The organism is Pseudomonas saudimassiliensis (assembly GCF_000939975.1).
In the GTDB taxonomy this organism is placed as follows: domain Bacteria; phylum Pseudomonadota; class Gammaproteobacteria; order Pseudomonadales; family Pseudomonadaceae; genus Halopseudomonas; species Halopseudomonas saudimassiliensis.
Genome location: NZ_LK391969.1, coordinates 1,425,500 through 1,445,269 on the forward strand (window position 1 = coordinate 1,425,500; position 19,770 = coordinate 1,445,269).

General features: G+C 63.5%; 19 protein-coding genes and 2 tRNA genes. 5 read left to right on the forward strand and 16 right to left on the reverse strand.

The window, feature by feature from the left end; all coding sequences use genetic code 11:
* The 13 genes from dnaB to VG99_RS06710 form a co-directional block, all read right to left on the reverse strand.
* Positions 1-1,371 carry a replicative DNA helicase gene (dnaB, locus tag VG99_RS06650; RefSeq protein ID WP_044498960.1) on the reverse strand — a complete coding sequence of 457 codons (1,371 nt, stop codon included), beginning with the start codon at positions 1,369-1,371 and terminating at the stop codon, positions 1-3.
* The gene (locus tag VG99_RS06655) at positions 1,358-2,218 is read right to left on the reverse strand and encodes a ParA family protein (protein WP_044498961.1); all 861 of its coding nucleotides are present in this window, start codon (positions 2,216-2,218) and stop codon (positions 1,358-1,360) included. The genes dnaB and VG99_RS06655 overlap by 14 nt, the downstream gene beginning before the upstream one ends.
* A 64-nt stretch (positions 2,219-2,282) precedes the next feature.
* Positions 2,283-2,358, reverse strand: a tRNA-Thr gene (locus tag VG99_RS06660).
* A 316-nt stretch (positions 2,359-2,674) separates the two neighbouring features.
* A complete protein-coding gene (locus tag VG99_RS06665; RefSeq protein WP_239419834.1) occupies positions 2,675-3,898 on the reverse strand; it encodes a methyltransferase in 1,224 nt (407 codons plus the stop codon).
* Positions 3,899-3,905: 7 nt separating this feature from the next.
* Positions 3,906-4,583 carry an ABC transporter permease gene (locus tag VG99_RS06670; protein WP_044501494.1) on the reverse strand — a complete coding sequence of 226 codons (678 nt, stop codon included), beginning with the start codon at positions 4,581-4,583 and terminating at the stop codon, positions 3,906-3,908.
* Positions 4,584-4,603: 20 nt separating this feature from the next.
* Entirely contained in the window at positions 4,604-5,296 is a 693-nt protein-coding gene (locus tag VG99_RS06675; RefSeq protein ID WP_044498963.1) for an ABC transporter permease, read from the reverse strand.
* Positions 5,297-5,350: 54 nt separating this feature from the next.
* Positions 5,351-6,103 (reverse strand): ABC transporter substrate-binding protein, encoded by a 753-nt coding sequence (locus VG99_RS06680; protein ID WP_044498964.1) that lies wholly within the window; start codon positions 6,101-6,103, stop codon positions 5,351-5,353.
* A complete protein-coding gene (locus VG99_RS06685; RefSeq protein ID WP_044498965.1) occupies positions 6,100-6,882 on the reverse strand; it encodes an ABC transporter ATP-binding protein in 783 nt (260 codons plus the stop codon). Before VG99_RS06685 ends, VG99_RS06680 begins: the two co-directional genes overlap by 4 nt.
* 246 nt (positions 6,883-7,128) lie before the next feature.
* Positions 7,129-7,204, reverse strand: a tRNA-Phe gene (locus VG99_RS06690).
* A gap of 97 nt (positions 7,205-7,301) precedes the next feature.
* On the reverse strand, positions 7,302-7,574 hold the full coding sequence (locus VG99_RS06695) for an oxidative damage protection protein (RefSeq protein WP_044498966.1): 273 nt from the start codon (positions 7,572-7,574) through the stop codon (positions 7,302-7,304).
* Positions 7,575-7,584: 10 nt separating this feature from the next.
* Positions 7,585-8,637 carry an A/G-specific adenine glycosylase gene (gene mutY / locus VG99_RS06700; protein ID WP_044498967.1) on the reverse strand — a complete coding sequence of 351 codons (1,053 nt, stop codon included), beginning with the start codon at positions 8,635-8,637 and terminating at the stop codon, positions 7,585-7,587.
* The gene (locus VG99_RS06705) at positions 8,634-10,817 is read right to left on the reverse strand and encodes an AsmA family protein (RefSeq protein ID WP_044498968.1); all 2,184 of its coding nucleotides are present in this window, start codon (positions 10,815-10,817) and stop codon (positions 8,634-8,636) included. Before VG99_RS06705 ends, mutY begins: the two co-directional genes overlap by 4 nt.
* A gap of 34 nt (positions 10,818-10,851) precedes the next feature.
* Positions 10,852-11,964: an NAD(P)/FAD-dependent oxidoreductase gene (locus tag VG99_RS06710; protein WP_044498969.1), complete on the reverse strand. Its 1,113-nt coding sequence runs from the start codon at positions 11,962-11,964 to the stop codon at positions 10,852-10,854.
* Positions 11,965-12,091: 127 nt separating this feature from the next.
* On the opposite strand from VG99_RS06710, the gene VG99_RS06715 reads away from it, so the two are divergent.
* From VG99_RS06715 to hisF, 5 genes are all read left to right on the forward strand, one after another.
* A complete protein-coding gene (locus VG99_RS06715; RefSeq protein ID WP_044498970.1) occupies positions 12,092-13,171 on the forward strand; it encodes an endonuclease/exonuclease/phosphatase family protein in 1,080 nt (359 codons plus the stop codon).
* Positions 13,172-13,250: 79 nt separating this feature from the next.
* Entirely contained in the window at positions 13,251-13,844 is a 594-nt protein-coding gene (gene hisB, locus VG99_RS06720) for an imidazoleglycerol-phosphate dehydratase HisB (protein WP_044498971.1), read from the forward strand.
* Positions 13,845-14,483, forward strand: coding sequence for an imidazole glycerol phosphate synthase subunit HisH (gene hisH / locus VG99_RS06725; protein WP_044498972.1), 639 nt, complete (start codon positions 13,845-13,847; stop codon positions 14,481-14,483).
* Between the two features lie 94 nt (positions 14,484-14,577).
* A complete protein-coding gene (gene hisA, locus VG99_RS06730; protein ID WP_044498973.1) occupies positions 14,578-15,318 on the forward strand; it encodes a 1-(5-phosphoribosyl)-5-[(5-phosphoribosylamino)methylideneamino]imidazole-4-carboxamide isomerase in 741 nt (246 codons plus the stop codon).
* A 51-nt stretch (positions 15,319-15,369) separates the two neighbouring features.
* Positions 15,370-16,143, forward strand: coding sequence for an imidazole glycerol phosphate synthase subunit HisF (gene hisF, locus VG99_RS06735; protein ID WP_044498974.1), 774 nt, complete (start codon positions 15,370-15,372; stop codon positions 16,141-16,143).
* Between the two features lie 42 nt (positions 16,144-16,185).
* Here hisF and VG99_RS06740 read toward each other — a convergent pair whose 3' ends face one another.
* From VG99_RS06740 to VG99_RS06750, 3 genes are all read right to left on the reverse strand, one after another.
* The gene (locus VG99_RS06740; protein WP_052508723.1) at positions 16,186-17,169 is read right to left on the reverse strand and encodes a divergent polysaccharide deacetylase family protein; all 984 of its coding nucleotides are present in this window, start codon (positions 17,167-17,169) and stop codon (positions 16,186-16,188) included.
* Entirely contained in the window at positions 17,166-18,440 is a 1,275-nt protein-coding gene (locus VG99_RS06745; protein ID WP_044498975.1) for a S41 family peptidase, read from the reverse strand. Before VG99_RS06745 ends, VG99_RS06740 begins: the two co-directional genes overlap by 4 nt.
* 164 nt (positions 18,441-18,604) lie before the next feature.
* On the reverse strand, positions 18,605-19,765 hold the full coding sequence (locus tag VG99_RS06750) for a murein hydrolase activator EnvC family protein (RefSeq protein WP_044498976.1): 1,161 nt from the start codon (positions 19,763-19,765) through the stop codon (positions 18,605-18,607).
* Between the last annotated feature and the right edge of the window lie 5 nt (positions 19,766-19,770).

Consider the following 19,770-nt stretch of genomic DNA (forward strand, 5'->3'; position numbering starts at 1 on the left):
TCAGTTCCCCTGCGACTGTTTGAACTCAAGGGAGTCGAACCGGGTACAACGGCCATTGAAGGCCAGCCGCACCACTCCGATAGGGCCGTTGCGCTGTTTCCCAATAATGATTTCTGCCACGCCCTTGTCAGGACTGTCGGTGTGGTACACCTCGTCCCGGTATACAAACATGATTACGTCGGCGTCCTGTTCAATGGCACCTGAGTCACGGAGGTCGGCGTTAGAGGGGCGCTTGTTGGGGCGCTGTTCAACCGATCTGTTGAGCTGCGATAGCGCGACCACCGGCACTTGCAGTTCCTTGGCCAGTGACTTCAGCGCCAGGCTGATTGACGCAATTTCGAGGTTGCGATTGTCTCGGCCAGGCTCCTGAAGCAATTGCAGATAATCCACCATGATGATGGAAGGCTGACCAAACCGCCGTGCCAACCGGCGTGCTCTGGCCTTCAATGCAGTAGCCGAGATACCTGCCTCATCTTCGATGATCAGACGATCATCCAGCGCCTGGATCTGTGCAGCCGCCAGGGTCAGTTTTGGCCAGTCCCCATCCTCGATATCGCCGTTGCGCAGCCGCTGAAGATCCACTCGGCCAATGCTGGCGAGCAGGCGCATAATCAATTGTTCCCGGGGCATTTCCAGGCTGAAGAGGAAAGCGGGCTGGTCGCCCCTGGCACGCAGTGCATTCTCGACCAGATTCAGGCCAAATGTGGTTTTGCCCATGGAGGGTCTACCCGCCACGATGATCAGATCAGAGGGCTGGAGCCCCGCCGTTTCCTTGTCCAGATCCATGTAGCCTGTGGATAGGCCGGTGACGCCTTCGGAGTTAAAGGCGATGTCAATCTGATCGATCGTTCTGGCCAGCGTTTCCGAGACGGGGATATAGTCCTTACCGCGTAGCTCGACCAGCGCACAGAGTCGCTTTTCCGCCTGCTGCACCAAGGCTTCGCCCTGTGCTCCGTCACTCAAAGCCTCGTGATTCAGATCTGCGCCGATGAGTGAAAGCTGCCTGAGCTGATAGCGATCCCGCACGATCTGCGCGTACACCCGGATATTGGCCACCGAGGGCGTGTTTCGGGCCAGCTCACCCAGATAATCGAGGCCGAGAAAGTTTTTCTCCTCTTCCGAAAACTGGTCGGCTACCGTAACCACATCAAATGGCAGGCTTTTGGCACTCAGAGTCTGAATTGCTTTCCAGAGCACTCGGTGAGCAGGGACGTAAAAAGCGTCAGCACAGGTAACCAGCTCGCAGATATCGTCCCAAGCTTCGTTAGCGAGCATGACTCCACCTAATACCGCCTGCTCTGCCTCCAGGGAGTGGGGTGGCAAGCGCCCAACATCCTGAGCACCGGCAATCGCTTTATTAATGGCAGACATGGGCGACACCCTCCCTGAGCTGAGGCTGCAGGATGGATATCCACATGGGATTCAGCTCCATAGCTACCGCCCGTATCTGATCAGCGCCGGCAGGTGATTTGCGGCCTGCAGGCTTGACTGGCTCAAAACGGTGAATAGGCAGCCCAAGCGCTGCGGCCTGACGGAATGCTGTGAGGTGCCGAAGGTGGGCGGACATAACAGAAACCCGCTTGTTATTGCCGCCTTCAGGAAACATCTGCCGAAGACTCTCTGCTACGCCATTGGCATCCCGGGTTTCATCCAGTCTATTGATCAACAGCGACACCCGGGGAACAGTCAGGTTGGTGTACTGAGTGAGAGCTTCCAGCTCTTCGAGCATGCCCAATGTGCCGCGCACAAACTCTCTGGCAGACAGTAGCTCTGGCGTTATGGGTGACAAGGCCTGGTCGGATGCCAGGACTGCGGCTTCGAGGGTGATGGAACGGGCGCCCTGGGTGTCCATGATGACCACGTCGTAGTCATTTTCGAATTGACGTATGAGATTGGATAACCTGAAGCGGCCATCCGGGGCAGACAGCAGCAGCTGCGGTAGGTGGGCGTTGTAGTCATTGGACACGATGATGTCCAGACCCTGGATCACGGTACTGGATATCACTTGCTCCGGCCGGGTCTGGTTGAGCGCAATCAGCTCATAGATGCCGCCAGGGGCTTCGGTCTGGATCTGGTAATAGCTTGAGAGGGTGGGTTGGTTATCAAGGTCGATCAGAAGGACTCTGAGACCCGCATCGGCGAGAAGACCACCGAGATGCGCGCAGGTAGTGCTTTTTCCTACGCCGCCTTTCGTCGAAATAACAGTGTATGTGTGCATGTGACACGTACTCCATGGGGGTGGATGGTGTACGTGGATCTGTCAGCTGCGAACACATTTAAGATGGTGCCGGCACCAAGAGTCGAACTCGGGACCTACTGATTACAAGTCAGTTGCTCTACCAGCTGAGCTATACCGGCATGGGCTCGCATTATATAGGGATGGCTAATTCTGTAAAGCATTGCGGGGTAGCGGAGCCACAATTTCTTCGTTTTTGCCCGCCAAACCTCTCTTCCTCACTTGTGAATTGTTTCTCTACCTTCACTTGACATTAGCGCCCTAACCCCTTGTTTGTTCATAGTTATTCAGGCTGGTTATTTTTTGTACTGATCTCTGCAGGCCGCGCCAGGCAAGGTTCCCGACCAGTTGCCAAGGGGTCATCAACATCTTTATGCACAGCAGTCGGGGATAACTGTGAATAGTGGATTGCTGTGGATAACTCTGTGCGCAACCGGTTCACAGCATGGGTGTGCTTTGTGGGCGGATTTTTTCTGCGGTGAGGAGAAGATTGCGGGGGGTGAGCTGATATTCACAGAAGCGCCCCAGGCGCACCCGGTAGCCGGACTCCTGGAGAAACAGCGCACGATCCAGCAGCAACCAGATTTCCAGCGGGCGACGAAACAGGCCCGCCAGCAGTTCAAGGTTGCGCACCTGGGCGAGGCGCTGCCAACCGCGCTGTTCCAACTGCTCCCAGTTGGCGGGTTCAGGCAGTTGCAGCCCGTGGTGAGCGGCCAGGTCGCGGCAGAACGGGGCAATGCCGCCCTGCAATGCGCTTTCCGGGCGCGATGGGGTCGGCAGATAGTGGTCGATACCTCGGGTTTCGCGCTGCCAGAGATCGAAGGCCAGCCGCCAGGCCATGGACTGGTCGCGCAGCCGGCGCACGCGCTGGCCGGCGGTAATGCTTTCCTGCAGTGGCAGGCCCAGGTCCTCCCGCGTCAGGCGCAACTGTCCGTGGCGGGCGCTACACGAGAGGGGCTCGTATAGCGGCCCTTCGATGCGGTTGTAGCAACAGGGGGACAAAGCAATCTGCGCGCACTCCCGGGCTACGGCCTGTTGCAGCAGGGTCATGTGCAACTGGCCGCAGGCATGCAGCGCGACCACGCTGTGCCGCGGCTGGAGCTGCTGCCAGGCCGGCGGCGTCAGCACATCCACATCCAAATGCCTGCTGCTGATGCCCAGCTCCCTGCCCAGCGCGGCGCCGGCCTGGTTGAGCGCGGCGTCGCGCTCCAGGCAGAGCAACGGCTGGCCGCCCTGCCAGGCCAGCAATCGACCCAGGTGTCCTTTACCCGCGCACCAGTCCACCCATTCGCCGGTGGATTGCTGCCATTGGCGAGTAGTGCATTCGGCGAACCGGGTGATCTGCTGCCACTTGCGCCCGGGGATATGCCGGGTCAACCGCTCCGGCACTGCCGCGGGCACTGCTTCGCTCCAGTCCGGCAGGCGGGTCAGGGCTATGGCTTGCCGGGCCAGGCTCGCGAATGGCTCCGGGGCGGCGAGCAGCTGTGGCTGGTTATGTGCCTGCTCTGCCTGTTCCAGGCTGCGCGCTCGCAGCCAGCGGGCGAGCTCGGGCAGGTCAGCTTCCCAGGGCAGTACTGGCGTGGTGAAGGGCTTGGCGCGCCAGAGTGCCTGGTGCTGGTGCAACCAGGCGTCCAGCTCGCTGAAACGGGCAGCGAAATCCATGCCTGCCTCAGCGGTTACGGCTGGCATCCACTTTCAGCCAGCGTTCGACTAGCTTGAACAGCTGGGTAAACACCAGGGTGATGACCAGATAAATCAGGCCGGCAATCAGGAAGAACATCTCGTACTGGTAGGTGCGCGCATTCAGGGTGCGCACCACGCCCATGATGTCCAGCAGCGTAACGGTGTAGACCACCGCGCTAGCCTTGAGCATGAGGATGACCTCGTTGCCGTAGGCCGGCAGACCGATGCGTACGGCCCGCGGCAGGATGATGTGCTGCAGCGCCTGGCGGCGGGACATGCCCAGGGCGCGGGCCGCTTCCACTTCACCCGGTGGCACGGCCTGGATGGCGCCACGCAGGATTTCGGCGATATAGGCCGCGGTATGCAGGGTCATGGTGATCAGCGCGCACCAGTAGGGCTCACGCAGGTAGGGCCAGAGGGCACTGTCGCGCACCACCTCGAACTGCGACAGGCCGTAGTACACCAGGAACAGCTGCAGCAGCAGCGGCGTGCCGCGGAAGAAGAAGATGTAGCTGTAGGGCAGCGCCCGGATGTACCAGTGGCGGGACGCCCGGGCCAGCCCCAGCGGGATGGCGAAGAACAGCCCCACCACCACGGCGATGCCGACCAGCTGCAGGGTGACCAGGGTGCCGTCCCACAGCATCGGCGCCCATTGGATGATCATTTCCCAACGTTCGGCCCAGCTCACAGTTCAGTCCTCGTATAGCCCCGGTTGGCGCGATACTCAAACCAGTGCAGCGCTCCCATGATGATGACGGTCAGGCCCAGGTAGATCATGGCGGCCATGAAGTAGAAGGTGAAGGGTTCCTTGGTCGCATTGGCTGCTACCTGCGCCTTGCGCATGACCTCCTCCAGCGAGATCAGCGAGACCAGGGCGGTATCCTTGAGCAGGATCAGGTACAGGTTGCCCAGCCCCGGCAATGCCACGCGCCACAGCTGCGGCAGGGTGATGCGCCAGAAGATCCGCAGCCGCGACATGCCCAGCGCCAGGCCGGCCTCGCGCTGCCCCGGCGGGATCGACAGCAGCGCGCCACGGAACACCTCGGTAGCATAGGCACCGAAGCACAGCGCCAGGGCGATGGTGCCGGCGGCAAAGGGGCTCAGGGTCAGGTAGGGATTGCCGAAGTGGCTACCCAGCCAGTTCATGATCGAGGTGGTGCCGTAATAGGCCATCAGCACCCAGAGGGTTTCCGGTACGCCGCGCACCACCGAGGTGTAGAAGTTGCCGACCCCACGCAAGCCGGTGCTGCTCGAGATCTTGGCACTGGCGCCCAGCAGGCCCAGCAGCAAGCCCAGCGCAACCGAAGCCAGGGACAAACGTATGGTCATCCAGGTCCCTTCAATCAGGGCTGGACCGAATCCGTGCAAATCAAGCATGAGTGTCAGGGTCTGTTGTCAGCGCAACCGGGCCCCGCAGGGCCCGGCCTGGCATCAGTAAATGCTGAAGGGGAAGTACTTGGCGTTGATCTTCTCGTAGGTACCGTCTTCGACGATGGCTTCGAGGGCCTGGTTCAGGCGCTCGCGCAGCGGGTCGCCCTTGCGCACGGCAATGCCGATCTTGTCGTCGTTGAACACCGGCTCGCCCTTGAACTCGAAGTCGGCGCCAGCGTCGCTTTCCAGCCATTCGTACTGTACGAAGACGTCTGCCAGCACGCCATCGATGCGCCCGGACGCCATGTCGAGATAGGCGTTTTCCTGGGTGTCATACAGGCGGATGCTGACCACATCGGCCAGGTTCTCTTCCAGCCACTGGCCGGCGATGGTCGCCCGCTGGGCACCAATGGTCTTGCCCTTGAGATAACCCTTGTCGACGGCGAAGTCGCTCTTCTTCGGCGCCACGAACTGCAGCTTGTTGGTGTAGTAGGGGTTGGTGAAGTCCACCGCGCGCTTGCGCTCATCGGTAATCGACATGGACGCAACGATGAAGTCGAAGCGGCGGGTGTTCAGCGCCGGGATGATACCGTCCCAGTCCGAGGTCACCACGGAGCATTCGGCGCCCATCTTCTCACACAGGGCGTGGGCGATATCCAGGTCGAAGCCCACGGCCTTGCCAGTGTTGTCGATTTCATTGAAAGGGGGGTAAGCACCCTCGGTGCCGATGCGCAGCTTATCCGCTGCTACTGCCTGACCGCCGAGGAGAACAGCGGCCAGGGCCGCCAGGAGAACTGCCTTGTAGCTTTTCATCGATACTGCTCCTTCTTGTGGCTGGACATGAACTGTTTGCAACGCTCGGAGCTGGGATTGTCGAATACCTGCTCCGGTGTACCGATCTCCTCCACCTGCCCCTGGTGCAGGAACATCACCTGGCTGGATACCTGGCGGGCGAAGCCCATTTCATGGGTAACCAACAGCATAGTACGTCCTTCGTCGGCCAGCGCCCGAATCACCATGAGCACTTCCTGGACCATTTCCGGGTCCAGTGCCGAGGTCGGCTCGTCGAACAGGATAACCTTGGGTTGCATGGCCAGGGTACGGGCGATGGCGGCGCGTTGTTGCTGACCACCGGACAGCTGTGCCGGGAAGGCATGGCGCTTGTCGGCAATGCCGACCTTCTCGAGGAACACCTCGGCAGCGGCGACCGCATCCACCTTGGACTGGCCGAGCACCCGGCGCGGGGCCTCGATGATGTTGTCGAGGATGCTCATGTGCGGCCAGAGGTTGAAGCTCTGGAACACGAAGCCGACCCGGGCCCGCAGGCGATTGATCTGGGCGTTGTCTGCCGCAACCAGCGCGCCATCGCGGCCGGGCTTGAGCTTGAGCTCCTCGCCGGCGACCAGGATCTGGCCTGCGTGGGGGTTCTCCAGCAGATTGATGCAACGCAGCAGGGTGCTTTTGCCGGAACCGGACGAACCGAGGATGGAAATCACGTCGCCATCACGGGCAACCAGATCAACACCCTTGAGTACCTCCAGATCACCATAGCGCTTGTGCAGGTTGCGCACTTCGAGAGCAGGGGGGGTCACGTATCGTTATCCATTTTGAAGCAATTGGGCAAAACTAGCACAGCCGCTGGGTTCGACCAAGATGCTGTGATTGCGAGCCGACCAACACCGCGCCGTGCCTGGGTGCCTGCACCTGACGCCGGCTGATTGGTAGGTCAGCCAAGCCCAATGGCCGCTGATATGGGCATGCCATGGGCCGCGACCGTTCGGTCACTGCCACACGCCAATAAAAAAGCCCGCTGGTATAAGCCAGCGGGCTTGGAATAATGGTGCCCAGGGACGGAATCGAACCGCCGACACGGGGATTTTCAATCCCCTGCTCTACCGACTGAGCTACCTGGGCAACGGGGCGCTATTAAACGATTCGGCGCCTTGCATGTCAAGCGTCGGCTGAAGATATTTTCACTTTTTTCAGCCGCTTAGCCCCGACGCTCGATTTCTCAGGCGCTGGGCGGTACATAACCCTCGGCCTGGGCATAATCTTCACCGGCCAGGAACTTGTCCATTTCCGCCTGCAGGAACTTGCGGTCCTCGGCGTCCATCATGTTCAGCCGCCGCTCATTGATCAGCATGGTCTGGTGGGCCTGCCATTCATCCCAGGCTTTCTTCGATACGTCCTTGAAGATGGCCTCGCCCTTCGGGCCGGGGTATGGCGGTCGATCGAGACCGGGCAGTTCCTGCTTGTATTTGCGACATAACACCGTGCGCGACATGGGCACCTCCTCAAACAACCGGATCGAGAATCTGTTCGGCCCGCTTGAGCAGCTTGCTGACCGGTGCGGCCAGGCCCAGGCGGGAAGGTTGGCGCAGGTTATACCAGACCTGCCCGGCTTCGGCCACGCCGGGAGTCGGCTCGACCCGCACCAGCAGCGGCTGGATATCCAGGTGGAAGTGGCTGAAGGTATGCCTGAGTGGCTCCAGCGCTTCGGTCGCCTGCACCGGCCAACCCAGCTGCGCCAGCAGGTCCGCCAGCGCCGCCTGGTCATCCAGTTGCGGCGGGCACCACAGGCCGCCCCACAGACCGCTGTCGGGGCGGCGCTGCAGCCAGATATCGCCGTCGGGGTTGACCAGTAGCGGCATCACGCACTGGCGCACCGGCAATGCCTTGCGCGGCTTGGAGTTGGGGTAGGCAGTAGGCGTCCCGAGCATGCGTGCGGCGCAGCCGGCCTGCAGCGGGCACAGCAGGCAGGACGGTTTGCTGCGGGTGCACAGGGTGGCACCCAGGTCCATCATCGCCTGGGTGTAGTGACCGAAGCGCTGCGTCGGCGTATAGCCTTCGGCGATCTGCCACAGCCGATCGTGCACCGCCTTGTCCCCGGGCCAGCCTTCAACCGCATGGTAACGGGCCAGCACGCGCTTGACATTGCCGTCCAGAATCGCCGCGCGCAGCCCCATGCTCAGACTGGCAATGGCCCCGGCGGTGGAGCGACCGATCCCCGGTAGCGCCTCCAGCCCCTCGATGCTGGCGGGAAACACACCGCCGTGCTCATTGACCACAATCTGCGCGGTCTTGTGCAGATTGCGCGCCCGGCTGTAGTAGCCGAGCCCGGTCCACAGGTGCAGCACCTCGTCGGGATCCGCCGCGGCCAGCGCCTGGACATCCGGCAGGGTGGCCATGAAGCGCTGGTAGTAGGGGATCACCGTGGCGACCTGGGTCTGCTGCAGCATGATCTCGGACACCCAGACACGATAGGGCGTCATGTCCTGCTGCCACGGCAGGTCCTTGCGGCCGTGCCGGTCGTACCAGGCCAGTACCGCATCAGCAAAGGTACTCACCGGCCGAACAGCCCCTTGAGCGCGTCGCGCACTGCCGGCGCCTTGTCACCGAGCTCCTCTTCCAGCTTCTCGTTCACCTTGTCGCCGACCTTGCGCTCGGCCTCGTTGCGCAGCAGCTGGCCGGCGATGCGGGTCACGCCCTGGGTATCCACCCCGCAGCTCTTCGCCGCGTTGTGCAGGTAACCGTCGCAGCGGACCGGCCATTCGATACCGACGTAGCGCTCATTCACCTGGCAGGCGGGATCGGGCATGTCGCTCTTGTCGCCCTCCAGCAGCAGGCCCACGCGATAATCCAGGCGCTGTTCCGGCAGGTTGATGTCGCCATTACCCTTGGCCGCAATGCCCGGCAGCGCGGCAATCAGGTCGCGGTTGTTGATGTTGCCGTCGACAATCTGGAAGCTGCCGCCCAGCTTGGCAAAGGGCGTATCCGTGCCGCCGTGCTCGGCGCTCAGCGGCTTGCGGTTGGCCAGGGCAATCGCCTGGCACAACTTCTGTTCGAGGTTGACCCCGAGCAGGGCGCCGTCAGCCACGTCGAACCGCACATCCCCGTTGAGACCATTGATCCACTGCCGCATGCTGTTACCACGGGTGGTCAGCTGCATGTTCAGGTCCAGCTTGCCGCGGAACTGTTCGGCCATCTCGTAGGCGCGCTGCAGCGCCAGCGAGTCCACGCCGTCCAGTTTGCCGTTCAGGCTCAGGGCGGCCGGTGCGCGGGTGGCGTTGAGCGTGGCGGTAGCGGCGAACTGGCCGCCAAAGACACCGCCCTCGAACTGCTTCAGCTGCACATTGCCATCCACTGCCTCCACGGCGGCCTTGAACGGGCTGACGGTCTGACCGGTCAGTTGCACCCGCTGCAGATCCAGGCTGCCAATGACATTCAACCCGGTCAGGGTATCCAGCGGCAGTACTGCCTCGTTACTCCAGGGCTCCGGCGCCCGCTTGGAAGCGCTACCGCCCTGCCCTGCTGCCGCCGGCGCGGACTTTTCCGCGGGCGGCGGCAGGTAGTGATCGATATTCAGACTGTCACCACGCAGGTCGAAGCGCACCGCCTGGCGTTCCAGGTCGGCCAGGCCCATGCTGCCGGTCAATTCAGTACCATCGACCAGCAGCTTGAGGTTCTCCAGCATCAGGCTGTTGCCGCTGCCGGCGAGATCGGCGTTCAGCGCCACCTTGCTCAGGGCGTTGTTCTGCGCCATGGCCGGCAGGCTCTGACCCAAGGCATGCATCAGCGCCCGGGCGTCGAACTCGGCAATACTCAGGGTGCCGGCCAGTTGCGGATCGCCATCCAGCTGGCTCGCCGTCAGTTGCCCGGTCGCGCGCAGGTCCGCCAACGACAGGCGCAGCTGCTTCAGCTCGGCTACCTGCCGCTGCAGGTCGATGACGCTGTCACCCTGCAGCTGCATGTTCACCGCACGGCCACCGAAGGGGTCGCCGCTGGCGTCCAATTTCAGGTCGAAGCCATCCAGCTGGTACTGTTCGCTGTCCAACGCAAAACTGGCGACGGTACGCAGGTCGATACGCACCCGCATGGCGGGCTGGCCGGTCACCAACAGGCCGAGAAACTCGACATCGAAGGGTTCGTTCTCGATCAGCGCGCCGGTGCTCAGGTTCACATCCTCCAGCGTTACTTTCTGGGCGGTGCGTCGGTCCAGATAGCTCACCGCGGCATTGGTTATCCGTACGCTCTCCACCGCCACATCCAGCCGGCCATGCTCCTCCGCTTCGGCCTCTGCCTCGGCTTCCCCGGCCGGGCCCTTGCCAGCGGCTTGCGCTTCGCCCTGCGGCCCGATGGTGGACCAGTTGGCCACGCCGTTCTCGTCCACCTCCAGGTTCAGGCTGATGCTGTCGAGAATCACGTCACTCATGCGCAGCTGCTTGCGCAGCAGCGGCAACACTTCCACGCCCAGCCCCATGCTGCCGATGCTGGCCAGGGCCTGCTCGGGGTGCTCCAGCGGCGCGAGACCCACGTTCTTGAGCTCGATACCCAGCCAGGGGAACAATGACCAGCCGATATCACCACCCAGGGTCAGCTCGACATTGGCCTGCTCCCGGGCGGCCTGGCGAATCTGTTCCTTGTAGTCGTTGGGGTCGAACATGCGGGTCACGAAGAACAGCACCGCAACGACCAGCACGACCACAACCAGCAGCACCAGACCGATGATCTTGGCCAGTTTTTTCATGATTACTCCAGTGAATCTGTTTGATCGGGAAACATTAAAGCTTGTCCAGCAATGTTGCCACCTCTTCCCCCAGGGCGAGACTGGCGGTCAGGCCCGGCGACTCGATGCCGAACAGGCTGATGAGGCCTGGCACGCCATGCTCCGCCGGCCCCTGCAGCTGGAAATCCGCCGCCGCCTCGCCAGGCCCGCTGAGCTTGGCGCGCACCCCGGTGTAGCCGGGCACCAGGCGCTCGGGTTGGCAACCGGGCCAGTAGCGCTGGATCGCCCGGGCAAACCGCCCGGCCAGGTGCTCATCGATGCGGTAGTCCAGCGCCTCGGTGTAATGCACATCCGGGCCGAAGCGCAGCTGCCCGCCCAGGTCGAGGGTGGCATGGATTCCCAGCCCGGCGGTACCGGGCTCGGGCATCGGGTAGATCAGATGTCGGAACGGCGACCGACCGGCATAGCTGTAATACCGGCCCTGGCAGTAGTGCAGCGACGGGATCGAGGCGGCGTTGTAGCCCTCCACCCGGCTAGCCAACTGCTGGGCAAACAGGCCACCGGCATTGATCAGGTAACGGCAGCGCAACTCGAACGTCTCACCCGCGCTGCTGCCATGCACCCGCAATAGACCCTGCTCCCGGTCCACCCGTTCCACCCGGGTACGCAGGGCGAGCTGGCCACCGTGGCGCAGCAGCATGGCCTCGAAGGATTGCATCAAAGCATGGCTGTCGATAATGCCGGTAGTGGGTGAGAGCAGCCCGGCCACGGCCTGCAGTTGCGGCTCCAAGCGGTAAATTTGCGATGCGTCCAACGGCTGCAGCTCTACTCCGTTGGCCGCCGCGTTAGCGCGCAGTGCCGCCAGCGCCGGCAGCTCTTCCATGCTGGTGGCCACCAGCAGCTTGCCGAGCGGACGATGCGGCACCTGGTGCTGCGCGCACCAGCGGTACAGCAGCTCCCGGCCCTGCCGGCAGAGGCGCGCCTTGAGCGAGCCCGGCGGATAATAGAGCCCGGCATGGATCACTTCACTGTTGCGGCTGGAAGCGTGCTGACCGATCCAGGCCTCCTGCTCCAGTACCAGCACGGAGCGGCCCGCCACGGCCAGCCGCTGGGCTATCGCCAGTCCGACTACGCCCGCTCCCACCACCATCACATCGAAATCGGCCACAACTGCCTCGGCTAGGATATTTACCCACCATTCTGCCCCCTGCCCACCGGCAAGGAAAGGCACACAAGACGCGCAAAGCCGGGTGGATGCGTTAGGATGGCAGTCCCTGAATTCGAGATAATCCGCGATGGTATGGTTGACCCTCTGCCTGATCACCGGCGTACTGGCATTCCTCACGCTGCTGCCGCTGAGCCGCAACGAAGCCTGGTGGGTACGGGTCTGGGACTTTCCGCGGCTGCAGTTGGCCACCCTGCTCGCCCTGCTGCTGCTGGCCAGCCTACTGCTGCTGGACCTGAGCCAACCGCGCAGCTGGCTGCCGCTGACGCTCTGCACCCTGTGCCTGGGCTACCAGGCCTGGTGGATACTGCCCTACACCCGGTTGTGGCGGCGCGAAGTGCAGCCGGCAACCGAGCCGGGCGGCGAGACCCTGCGCATCCTGGTCTCCAATGTGCTGACCCCCAACCGCCGCGCCGACCTGCTGTTGGCGCAGATCCGCGCTCATCAGCCCGATATTGTCGTCACCCTGGAATCCAACGACTGGTGGCAGACCCAGCTCGACGCCCTGCAGCCGGATTACCCGCACACGGTCAAATGTCCGTTGGAGAATCTCTATGGCATGCATGTGTATTCCCGGCTGCCGTTGCAGGACGCGGAAGTCGCCTGGCTGGTCGAGGACGATGTGCCCTCGATCCATACCGGGGTACGGCTGCCGGGCGGCGACTGCGTGCAGGTGCACTTCCTGCACCCCGCGCCCCCCAGCCCCACCGAGAACGACGAATCCACCGAGCGCGACGTCGAGCTGCTGCTGGTCGCCAAGCGGCTGGAAGATGCCGACGGCCCGGTGATTGTCACCGGCGACCTGAACGATGTCGCCTGGTCGACCACCACCCGGCTGTTTCGCAAGATCAGCGGCCTGCTGGACCCCCGGGTCGGACGCGGCATGTTCAACACCTTCCACGCCGATCACTGGTTTCTGCGCTGGCCGCTGGATCACATCTTCCACAGCAGCCATTTCACCCTGCGCAGCATCCAGCGCCTGCCCCACGTCGGCTCGGACCACTTTCCCGTCCTGGTCGAGCTGCAATACCACGCCGCCGAGCAAAGCCAGCAGGGGCTGGATGCCAACGCCGACGACCAGGCGCTGGCCGAGGAAAAGCTCGACGAAGAGCCAGCCGACCCGGCAGATGTACCCGAGCCGGGCCGCTAATCCCCGCTGTCTATAGCCCCGGGCTGGGGCTAGCCGTATAATGCCCGCCCTTGATTCAGAATATTTGTGGAGAATGGCCATGACGCAGCGCAGGGCGAGTGTCGAGCGCAACACGTCGGAAACCCAGATCAAAGTGGAAATCAACCTGGACGGTACCGGCCAGGCGCACTTCGATATCGGCGTTCCCTTCCTCGAGCACATGCTGGACCAGGTAGCCCGGCACGGCCTGATCGACATGCATATCGAATGTCGCGGCGACCTCCACATCGACGACCACCACACCGTGGAAGATGTCGGCATCACCCTGGGCCAGGCCTTTGCCCAGGCCGTGGGCGACAAGAAGGGGCTGCGCCGCTACGGGCACTCCTACGTCCCCATGGACGAGGCGCTGTCGCGGGTGGCCCTGGATTTCTCCGGCCGCCCCGGCCTGCAGATGCACGTGCCCTACACCCGCGCGGTCGTCGGCCGCTTCGATGTGGACCTGTTCCAGGAATTTTTCCAGGGTTTCGTCAACCATGCCCTGGTGACCCTGCACATCGACAACCTGCGTGGCGTCAACACCCACCACCAGATCGAGACCGTGTTCAAGGCCTTCGGTCGCGCCCTGCGCATGGCCGTGGAAATCGACCCGCGCATGGGCGATCGCATTCCCTCGACCAAGGGTTCGCTGTAAATGAGCTCGGTCGCCGTCATCGATTACGGCATGGGCAACCTGCACTCGGTTGCCAAGGCGCTGGAGCACGCCGGTGCGCGCCAGGTACTGGTCACCAGTGACCGGCAGCAACTGCTGGATGCCGACCGGGTAGTATTGCCCGGCGTCGGCGCCATCCGCGATTGCATCACCGAGCTGCGCCGGTTGGGATTGGATCAGTTGGTGCGTGACCTGGTCGAGGAAAAGCCCCTGCTGGGCATCTGCGTTGGCATGCAGATGCTGCTCGAGCGTAGCGAGGAAAACGGCGGCGTGGACGGGCTGGGCCTGTTCCCCGGCACCGTGAAGTTCTTCGGCAACGACCTGCAGGAAAACGATGTCCGGCTGAAGGTGCCGCACATGGGTTGGAACCAGGTCAAGCAGAGCGCCGACCACCCCCTGTGGCACCGCATCGAGCAGGACGCGCGCTTCTACTTCGTGCACAGTTATTACGCCCGTCCGGGCAAGCAGACCCAGATGGCCGGGCGCTGCCACTACGGCGTGGACTTTGCCGCCGCACTGGCCCAGGACAATATATTCGCCACCCAATTCCACCCGGAAAAGAGCCACACCAACGGCCTGCAGCTGCTGCAGAATTTTCTGGCGTGGGATGGGCGGTGGTAAAAACCGAGCCGCAAGCTGCCAGCTCAGGCTTCAAGGCATTCCGCCTGAAGCTTGAAGCTTGAAGCTTGAAGCTCTTTTTCCGAAGGAAAAAGCTATGCTGATTATCCCCGCTATTGACCTCAAGGATGGCGCCTGCGTGCGTTTGCGCCAGGGGCTGATGGACGATGCCACGGTATTCTCCGATGATCCGGTGGCCATGGCCGCCAAGTGGGTCGAGGCCGGTTGCCGCCGCCTGCACCTGGTCGATCTGAACGGCGCCTTCGAAGGCCAGCCGGTCAATGGCGAAGTCGTGACGGCCATTGCCAAGCGCTACCCCAACCTGCCGATCCAGATCGGCGGCGGCATCCGTTCGCTGGAGACTATCGAGCATTACGTGCGCGCCGGCGTGAGTTACGTGATCATCGGCACCAAGGCGGTCAAGCAGCCGGAGTTTGTCGGTGAAGCCTGCCGCGCCTTCCCCGGCAAGGTCATCGTCGGCCTCGATGCCAAGGATGGCTTCGTCGCCACCGACGGCTGGGCCGAGGTCAGCGAGCTGCAGGTCATCGACCTGGCCAAGCGCTTCGAGGCCGATGGCGTCTCCGCGATCGTCTATACCGACATCGCCAAGGACGGCATGATGCAGGGCTGCAACGTGGACGCCACCGCCGCCTTGGCCCATGCAACCTCGATCCCGGTGATCGCCTCCGGCGGCATCCATAACCTGGGTGATATCCAGAGCCTGCTCAATGCCAATGCCCCCGGCATCATCGGCGCTATCACCGGCCGCGCCATCTACGAAGGCACGCTGGACGTGGCCGAAGCCCAGGCGCTGTGTGACCGGGCCGCGCAGAAGTAGGAGCGGCCCCGCGCCGCGATGATCGCCTGACACCCTGACCTGGAGCTGCCCATGAGCCTCGCCAAACGCATTATCCCCTGCCTCGACGTGGAAAATGGCCGCGTCGTCAAAGGCGTCAAGTTCGAGAACATCCGCGACGCCGGTGACCCGGTAGAGATTGCCCGGCGCTACAACGAGCAGGGTGCCGACGAGATCACCTTCCTCGACATCACCGCCACCCATGAGGGCCGTGACACCACCCTGCACACCGTCGAGCGCATGGCCAGCGAGGTGTTCATTCCGCTGACCGTAGGCGGCGGTGTGCGCACCGTGCAGGACATTCGCAACCTGCTCAACGCCGGCGCCGACAAGGTGTCGATCAACTCCGCGGCGGTATTCACGCCCGAGTTCGTCGGCGAGGCCGCCGATCGCTTCGGCTCCCAGTGCATCGTCGTGGCCATCGACGCCAAGCGGGTGTCCGCCCCTGGCGAACCGGCCCGCTGGGAGATCTTCACCCACGGCGGGCGCAAGCCCACCGGGCTCGACGCTGTCGAGTGGGCGAAGAAGATGGAGAGCCTCGGCGCCGGTGAAATCCTGCTGACCAGCATGGACCAGGATGGCGTCAAGAGCGGCTACGACCTGGGCGTGACCCGCGCCATCAGCGATGCGGTCAGTGTGCCGGTCATTGCCTCCGGGGGTGTGGGCAACCTGCAGCACCTGGCTGACGGGGTACTGCTCGGCGGCGCCGACGCGGTGCTGGCGGCCAGCATCTTCCATTTTGGCGAATACACCATTGCCGAAGCCAAGGCCTATATGGCCGAGCGCGGTATCGAGATGCGCTTGTAACCCAGGCCTTTCGCTGTTCTGCTGGCGGCGCGCCTAGTCACCTTACCGGTACTTGCGCGCCAGCAGCTCTTCCACACTGACCACTTCCACTCCCTCCTGCCGTTGCAGATCAGGTAGCCGCCGCTCCAGATACGCCAGCGTTTCCGGATAGGGATGCCCGATCACCAGGGCGGTGCCGCGCTGGCGCGCCAGGACCAAGGCGCGCTGGAAGGCCGCTTCGAGGCCGGCGGCGGAACGGTCGTTATCGAGAAACACATCCCGCGACAGGTGCCGTACGCCCGCCGCCTCGGCGGCGAAGGCGGCCTGGGTCGCCGCCGAGGTGCGGCTATCAACGAAGAACAGGCCCCGCTGCGCCAGTAGCGGCATCACCCAATCCATGGCCTGGCGATCGCTGGTCAGGCGGCTACCCATATGGTTGTTGAGCCCACGAATGCCCGCAATGCTGTCCAGGTTGGCACGCAGGGTCCGCTCCAGCTCCGCACGCTCCATGTCGCTATACAAACCACCCGGCCCGATGGGTAGCGCCGCGCCGTTCTCCATGGGCTGGTGCAGCATGACGATACGGCCTGCGGCGGCGGCCTCCGCGGCCAGCGCATCGGCTGACTGGGTATGGGGCAGGATCGCCAGGGCTACCGGCACCGGCAGGGCGATAAGCCGGCGGCCCCGACTGAGGTGATGACCGACATCATCGATGATGATCCCGATCGCCGGGGTCGCACCGGGATCGGTAACGGGGATGGGAGCTGGTTCGACAGGCTCTGCCGCCGGCTCGGGTATAGCGTCTGCGGCCGCCGCTGGCGGCCGGGCCGCATGTTCCAGTTCCAGCCAGCGCGCCCGCAGCTCATCGTAATGGGCCTCGTCCTGCCGGGCCGGCTCCGGAGCAGGGAGCTCAGGCGGGAGGGTCGCCACCGGCTCGGCGGAACGCTCAGGCGCCGGGGCATCCGGCTCGCCACAACCGTTGAGTAGCACAAGCAGACAACCGGCCAGCAGCCCGCGGCTGGCCGGCGTCCGCCACCAGGCGATCATCGAGCGCGGGTAATATTGAGTCCCTTGAGCAGGTTCAGGGCTTGATTCAATTGGTAGTCGGCGTCCCGTTCAGCCGTGGCATCGGTCGGCGGCGTGCGCAGGGGCGGCGCCTCCTCGCTATCGATATTGTCCAGGTGGCCAAGCAGGTCGGCCTCGCGATAACCCGGGTCCTCATCGTTGCGCGTCAGCCGCGCCCGGTCCACGCGGATATCCGGCACGATGCCCTGGGCCTGGATCGAGCGGCCGTTGGGCGTGTAGTACAGCGCCGTGGTGAGCTTCAGGGCCCGGTCATTGTTCAGCGGCAGTACGGTCTGCACCGAGCCCTTGCCAAAACTGTCGGTCCCCATGATCACCGCCCGACCCCGATCCTGCAGGGCGCCAGCGACGATCTCCGAGGCCGAGGCCGAGCCGCCATTGATCAACACCACCATGGGGATCTCCTTGCCGGGATTCGCCGCCGAGGCGTTGAAGCGCATCTCGCTATTGGGCAGGCGACCCTTGGTGTAGACGATCACCCCTTCGGTAAGGAAGGCGTCCGCTACTTCCACTGCGGATTGCAGTACCCCACCGGGGTTGTTGCGCAGATCCAGCACCAGCCCCTTGAGTTCGTTCTTGGCGGTGAGGGTCTGCAGACTGCGGCGAACCTCTTCGCCGGTGTTGTTCTGGAACTGGGTGATTCGCAGGTAGGCATAGCCCGGCTCGAGGGTTTCGGTGCGCACGCTCTTGACCTTGATCACCGCCCGCTCCAGCTCCAGGTCGAAGGGTCGCCCGGCGCCCCGCACCAGGGTCAGGGTAATCTTGGAGCCGGCCGGCCCACGCATCCGCTCCACCGCATCGACCAGGCTCATGCCTTTGACCGGGTGATCGTCGATCTTGACAATCAGATCGCCCGGCTCGATGCCGGCCCGGGACGCGGGAGTGTCGTCGATTGGCGAAATGACCTTGATGAAACCGTCTTCCTGGCCGACCTCGATGCCCAACCCGCCGAACTGGCCGGTGGTGGTGTCCTGCAGGCCCTGGAAGGCTTCAGGCTCCAGATAGGCAGAATGTGGATCCAGCCCCTCCAGCATGCCGCGGATGGCGTTTTCCAGCAGCGTGGCATCGTCGACCGGCTCGACATAGGCAGTGCGAATCCGCTCCAGCACCTCGGTGAAGGTGCGCAACTCATTGAGCGGCAAGGGCGCGGCCGCCTCTCGCTCCTGAGCCTGAACGGGGATCCAGCCGAGCATGAGGCAAAGGCAGGCGACGGACAAATTCTGCACAGCGGTCATCAAATTCTCCAGGTCAAGGCATTGGATCCACGAACGATTCCCGATAGGGCCAGACAGTATTGATGATCTGCCGCCACTTGAGGTCACTCAACACTTCCCGATCGCCTGAAAAAGCGTAACGAGCCCCTGCAGCATGGCCGAGCGCCGGAGATTTTTCAAAGCAATCAGGAAGGAAGCATACACCAGGCAGCCGGATCCAGAGCCTGGCCGCGGTGACGAATGGAAAAATACAGGGCGGCTTCACCCATTCCGCCGCTGCTGCCAACGGTAGCAATCGCCTCGCCTGGCTGGACCCAGCTGCCGACATCGCGCAGCAGGCTCTGGTTGTGGCCATACAGGCTGAGATAGCCATTGCCATGGTCGAGGATCAGCAGCAGCCCCGAGCCCCGCAGCCAGTCGGCGAACACCACCCGCCCCCCATGCACGGCATGCACCGGCGCGCCCTCGCGGGCGGCAATCATCAGGCCATCCCACTTGAGCCGGGCATCGGCACCGCGCTGGCTGCCAAAGCGCGCCTGGATACGCCCGTTGACCGGCAAGGGCAGCTTGCCCTTGGCCTGGGCGAAGGGCAAGCTGCCGGCGGGGGCTGCGATGCTGGTGATGGCTTCATCGAGTTTCTTGATCAGCGCCGCCAGCTCGGCCCGTTCGCGCTCACGCTGACTGATCTGTTGTTGCTGCGACTGGCTGCGTTCGCGCAACCCGGCCAGCACCCGACCGCGCTTGTCCCGCTCAGCCTGCAGCTGCTGCTCCTGGACCGCCAATGTCTCCCGGTCCTGCTGCAGGGCGGTCTGCTGGCTAGCAATCTCGGCGCTGGCCTGGCGGATCTGCTCGATGGTCTCGCCGTATCGTTCGATCTCCTCCACCCGGGCGCGGCTGACATAGCCGTAATAGCGCAGCATGCGCGCGACCCGGGAGGGATCATCCATATTGAGGACCATCTTCAGGTAATCCTGGCGCCCAGCCATATAGGCCGCCCGCACCTGGCGGGCGATCTGTTCCTGCTGGGCCTCCAGCGCCACCTGCAGCCCCTGGGCCTGCTGCTGCAGATCCTGCAGCCGGCTTTCGCCCTCGCGGATCTGCTGCTCCAGCTCGGAACTTTCGCGCCGCAACCGGCCGATCTCGCGCTCGCTGTCCTGCAGCTCCTTTTCCAGCCCCGAGGCTTCCTGCTTGACCGAGTCCAGCAGCTTCTTCAGGCGGCTGATTTCCTGCTCGGCCTGTTTCAGCTCAGCCCGGGCCTGTTCGGCGTCGTTGGGCTGCGCCAACGTCGGCATGACCGGCAGCAGCAGGCACAGCAACAGTATCCCGGTCCATGACCGCGAGCCCATGGCGG

Bases quoted from the DNA above. Each gene is read 5' to 3' on its own strand.
- dnaB (WP_044498960.1), bottom strand. From the start codon at position 1,371: ATGTCTGCCATTAATAAAGCGATTGCCGGTGCTCAGGATGTTGGGCGC.
- VG99_RS06655 (WP_044498961.1), bottom strand. From the start codon at position 2,218: ATGCACACATACACTGTTATTTCGACGAAAGGCGGCGTAGGAAAAAGC.
- VG99_RS06665 (WP_239419834.1), bottom strand. From the start codon at position 3,898: ATGGATTTCGCTGCCCGTTTCAGCGAGCTGGACGCCTGGTTGCACCAG.
- VG99_RS06670 (WP_044501494.1), bottom strand. From the start codon at position 4,583: ATGATCATCCAATGGGCGCCGATGCTGTGGGACGGCACCCTGGTCACC.
- VG99_RS06675 (WP_044498963.1), bottom strand. From the start codon at position 5,296: ATGCTTGATTTGCACGGATTCGGTCCAGCCCTGATTGAAGGGACCTGG.
- VG99_RS06680 (WP_044498964.1), bottom strand. From the start codon at position 6,103: ATGAAAAGCTACAAGGCAGTTCTCCTGGCGGCCCTGGCCGCTGTTCTC.
- VG99_RS06695 (WP_044498966.1), bottom strand. From the start codon at position 7,574: ATGTCGCGCACGGTGTTATGTCGCAAATACAAGCAGGAACTGCCCGGT.
- VG99_RS06705 (WP_044498968.1), bottom strand. From the start codon at position 10,817: ATGAAAAAACTGGCCAAGATCATCGGTCTGGTGCTGCTGGTTGTGGTC.
- VG99_RS06715 (WP_044498970.1), top strand. From the start codon at position 12,092: ATGGTATGGTTGACCCTCTGCCTGATCACCGGCGTACTGGCATTCCTC.
- hisB (WP_044498971.1), top strand. From the start codon at position 13,251: ATGACGCAGCGCAGGGCGAGTGTCGAGCGCAACACGTCGGAAACCCAG.
- hisH (WP_044498972.1), top strand. From the start codon at position 13,845: ATGAGCTCGGTCGCCGTCATCGATTACGGCATGGGCAACCTGCACTCG.
- hisA (WP_044498973.1), top strand. From the start codon at position 14,578: ATGCTGATTATCCCCGCTATTGACCTCAAGGATGGCGCCTGCGTGCGT.
- hisF (WP_044498974.1), top strand. From the start codon at position 15,370: ATGAGCCTCGCCAAACGCATTATCCCCTGCCTCGACGTGGAAAATGGC.
- VG99_RS06740 (WP_052508723.1), bottom strand. From the start codon at position 17,169: ATGATCGCCTGGTGGCGGACGCCGGCCAGCCGCGGGCTGCTGGCCGGT.
- VG99_RS06745 (WP_044498975.1), bottom strand. From the start codon at position 18,440: ATGACCGCTGTGCAGAATTTGTCCGTCGCCTGCCTTTGCCTCATGCTC.
- VG99_RS06750 (WP_044498976.1), bottom strand. From the start codon at position 19,765: ATGGGCTCGCGGTCATGGACCGGGATACTGTTGCTGTGCCTGCTGCTG.